At 50.6% G+C, this 2,121-nt stretch carries 3 protein-coding genes; all 3 read right to left on the bottom strand.

What is annotated here, in order from left to right; genetic code table 11:
• Nucleotides 1–155, bottom strand: a 155-nt coding sequence (locus ABYW01_RS20150; RefSeq protein ID WP_372836235.1) for a glycosyltransferase, incomplete at its 3' end; no start/stop codon positions are given.
• Entirely contained in the window at nt 148–1,368 is a 1,221-nt protein-coding gene (gene ftsW / locus ABYW01_RS20145; protein WP_372836233.1) for a putative lipid II flippase FtsW, read from the bottom strand. The genes ftsW and ABYW01_RS20150, both read right to left, overlap by 8 nt.
• Nucleotides 1,368–2,121, bottom strand: a 754-nt coding sequence (gene murD, locus ABYW01_RS20140) for a Mur ligase family protein (RefSeq protein ID WP_372836231.1), incomplete at its 5' end; no start/stop codon positions are given. The genes murD and ftsW, both read right to left, overlap by 1 nt.

Here is a 2,121-nt window from a genome sequence, read left to right as displayed (position 1 = left end):
GCTTCAGGAATAACACGGGCTTCAATCCCTTTCTGGGTACCCAACCATTCCACATGCACACCTTGCTTTTGCAATTCATGCGCTGTAGCCAAAGCAGGAAAAACATGTCCGCCGGTACCACCCGCCATAATTAACGCAACCGGTTGTTTAGCCATATGCTGGCTCCTGCTCTTTTATATCTTTCTTACTGGATTTATCAGCCGATGGAATATCTCCCACCAGCTGTTTTTTCTTAAGCTCAAGATCAATACGTAATATCACCGCTAACATGGCGCAACTCACCAACAAACTACTGCCCCCGTAACTCACTAATGGCAGGGTTAGCCCTTTTGTTGGCAGCGCACCTACGTTTACACCCACATTAATCAACGCTTGTCCCGCAAAGATCACGGTAAAACCGTAGGTGATATAGGCCATGAAAAATTCGTTTAGTTTCTCGGCCTTACGTCCAATCTGAAATAATCGGTACACCATCACGGTGTAAATCACGATCAGCACTACCACACCGATGAATCCAAGCTCTTCCGCCAATACCGAAAAAACAAAATCCGTATGCGCCTCTGGCAGATAAAACAGTTTTTGTACGCTGTTGCCCAAGCCGGTGCCAAACCAATCTCCGCGGCCAAATGCAATTTGTGCCTGTGTTAGCTGATACCCGGCACCATAAGGATCATCCCAAGGATTCAGATAGGTTTGTAATCGGGCCATCCGGTAAGGTTGCGCGCCAATCAAGGCAACCAGCAGCGTAAGAGCCCCGGATACAATCAATATGAACTGGGAGAAACGCATTCCACCCAGAAAGATCATCACCATAACCGTGCCCATCAATACAACAGCAGCACCAAAATCGGGTTCCAGATACAGCAATCCAACAAAAATACCCAATGGTAACGCTGGCTTAGCAATACCACTCCAACTGGTGCGTACTTCGTTGAGACGGCGTACCAGATAGCCACCCATATAGATCACCATACAAAACTTGGCGACCTCGGAAGCCTGTAAATTGATCGGTCCAACCGGAATCCAGCGACTACTGCCATTCACTTCACGGCCGATACCCGGCACCAGAACGGCCACCAGCAATACAATGGCGCTCAGCATCCACCAATGGCCGGTGCGCTGCCAGAAATCAATCGGGATACGCCAGACAAAGCAGGCCCCAATCAACGCCAGAACCATAAAAATGCCCTGACGGATCACGTAAAAGTAGGGATTTCCGTTACGTTCCAACGCCACATCCATAGATGCAGAGCTGATCATCACAAATCCCATCAGCATCAGCGCACTGGCACAGAGCACCACCCAAGGGTCAAAAGGCAAGACCCCTGTGTTGGTTTTATTCTCTGATGGCCAGAATGCTTTTAGCATCAAAGCGCCTCCACTGCAGCGATAAACGCATCGCCGCGAACATTAAAGTTCTTAAACATGTCGAAACTGGCGCATGCTGGCGACAACAGCACAATATCCCCCGCCTGAGCTAACGCTGCGGCCGTACGTACTGCATCATCCATATCAGTCGCATCCTGCGCTTCAATATTGCCAACAACTGCCCGAATACGCGGTGCATCCGTGCCAATTAATACAACCGCACGCCCATATCGCTGCAACGGTGCTCTAAGATCATCAAACTCAGCCCCTTTTCCCTCGCCGCCCGCGATCAATACAATACGCGAATCACCCAGAGTCGGGCCCAGTCCATCCAACGCCGCCACGGTTGCACCCACGTTAGTGCCCTTGGAATCATTGAAGAAACTGATTGCACCTTTATCTGCAACCCACTGGCAGCGATGTTTCAGGCCCGTAAATTGTTTCAATGCTGAGAGCATCGCATCCATCGGGATATCCGCCGCCTGACCTAACGCCAGAGCCGCCAGAGCATTGGCCACATTGTGCTGTCCCCGGACTTTCAGCTCAGCGACTCGTAAGAGTTTTTCCCGCCCCAGCGCCAGCCATTCACCTTCGTCATCGGTCATCACACCAAACAGATTCAGATCTGGCTTTCCCAAATGGAAAGCAGTGGTTTGCACGGTTTTCGGCAACAACGGACTGGTCAGGGCATCATCACGATTGATCACCGCCTGACGACAACCTCGAAAAATACGGTGTTTCGCCTGATAGTAG

This window comes from Pontibacterium sp. (assembly GCF_041587635.1).
Taxonomy (GTDB): Bacteria; Pseudomonadota; Gammaproteobacteria; order Pseudomonadales; family Balneatricaceae; genus Pontibacterium.
The sequence above is the reverse complement of the archived record's forward strand: the minus strand, read 5'-3'. Positions and strand labels throughout refer to the sequence as shown.